This window comes from Pseudoalteromonas sp. MER144-MNA-CIBAN-0113 (genome assembly GCF_040308965.1).
Classification (GTDB): Bacteria; Pseudomonadota; Gammaproteobacteria; order Enterobacterales; family Alteromonadaceae; genus Pseudoalteromonas; species Pseudoalteromonas tetraodonis.
Map to the genome: position 1 here is coordinate 1 of NZ_JBEOOG010000152.1, position 1,937 is coordinate 1,937.

The following is a 1,937-nucleotide window of genomic DNA, read 5'->3' on the forward strand; positions in this document are numbered from 1 at the left end:
CTTTGCAATCAGTTTGTCGACTTCAGAAAATCCATTAATGGCTTAGCGGCCATTGTTGAAAGTGAACTCGAACTGTCAGTGCTATCCGGTGCCGTGTTTGTTTTTTGTAATAAAAGCCGAGATAAGCTGAAGATATTGTATTGGGATAACACAGGCTTTGCCCTGTGGTATAAACGCCTCGATAAGCACAAATTTAAATGGCCGAAAAACCTCAGCGCCGACACCCTAAACTTAACCGAGCAACAATTACACTGGTTATTATCTGGGTATGATGTCATAGGGCATCAACAAATCAACATCGAAAACGCTAGCATTATTTAGATCGTCGCGGGATCAATATTAACCATCGCATTAAGCTAGTTTACGGTAAAAAACATTATAAAATAAAAGGATGAACATTGATGTTAACTGCCTTCCAGACGATCCGGCTTTGCTTAAAAAGCTGCTGGCAGAGCACGCTGAAAAATTAGCGCAAGCGACTGCAAGAAACCGGTATCTAGAGGAACAATTCCGCCTAGCGCAACAAAAACAATTTGGTAAAAGTGCCGAAGTCTTTGACGCACAAGGTGAATTGTTTAATGAAGCCGAAGACATCATTGAGCAACTTGATGAGCTTGCTACGCAAGAGATTATCTACACTCGCAAAACACCAAAGCGCAAACCATTACCCAAAGACTTACCCCGTGAGCAAGTGATTCATGACATTGCCGAAGAAGACAAGTTGTGTAACTGCTGTGGTAATGAGTTGCATAAAATGGGTGAAGACGTCAGCGAAAAGCTCGACTTCGTTCCCGCAAAGATAAAAGTCATTGAGCATATTCGCCCAAAGTACGCGTGTCGTGAATGTGATAAGTCAGGGTCGAATAACAGTATTAAACAAGCCAAGATGCCAAACATGGCCATCAACAAAGGCATGGCCACGTCCAGTTTGTTAAGTCAAATCATCACCAGCAAATATCAATATGCACTGCCACTGCACAGACAAGAGTCGATGTTCAAGCAATACGGCATTGAGCTTAGCCGTAAAACCATGAGTGACTGGGTACTCGCATCCGCTACCTTGTTTGAACCGCTGATACAACGACTGAAACACGCGTTACTTAAACAGCCTGCGATACATGCCGATGAAACGACGGTCAATGTGGTCAACGCCGACAAAGTAAAAAGTTACATGTGGCTATATTGTACCGGCACGGATTCGCCATCGGCTATAAATAAACACAACTCAATGCCAAACATTGTGCTTTACGACTATCAAAATAGTCGGGCAGCTTCCTGTGTGGTTAATTATCTGGATGGCTATTCGGGCTATTTACAGGTTGATGGTTATCAAGCGTATGCACAAACGCAATCAACACTAGTTGGTTGCTGGGCCCATGCACGTCGTAAATTTATAGAAGCAAAACACGTGCAGGGTAAAAACAAGACAGGCAAAGCCGACGTAGTCTTGAGTCTTATTCAAAAACTGTACGGCATTGAATCAAAACTCAACGATAAAACACCAGAACAAAAGCATGAAATAAGGCAAGAGCAAGCGAAACCTATTATCGATAAACTGCATAAATGGCTAGAGCAAAACCAGCCACGTTTAGTCGGGAAAACCAAGTTAGCAGAGGCAGCAACCTATCTCGCTAATCAATGGCATAAACTTATAGTTTATCTTGAAAATGGTCAGCTTAATATCGACAATAACCGCGCCGAGCGCGCTATCAAACCATTTGTTATTGGCCGTAAGAACTGGATGTTTAGCCAAACCTCACGCGGCGCAATAGCAAGCGCTCACCTATACAGCATCATCGAAACTGCAAGATCCAACGGCTTAACGCCATTTGATTACATCATGCATTGCCTCGATGAGCTTTGTCAGCCTGAGCCAGACATAGAACAATTATTGCCTTGGAATATCAATATCTAGGTGATGATCACCGGACGTTTAC

General features: G+C 43.1%; 2 protein-coding genes. Both read left to right on the plus strand.

The features are described from left to right. On the plus strand, window positions 1-321 hold a 321-nt coding region (tnpB, locus tag AAEY57_RS19070; RefSeq protein ID WP_350608562.1), incomplete at its 5' end, for an IS66 family insertion sequence element accessory protein TnpB. Window positions 322-391: 70 nt separating this feature from the next. Then, a complete protein-coding gene (gene tnpC, locus AAEY57_RS19075; RefSeq protein ID WP_350595469.1) occupies window positions 392-1,915 on the plus strand; it encodes an IS66 family transposase in 1,524 nt (507 codons plus the stop codon). Window positions 1,916-1,937: the final 22 nt, after the last annotated feature.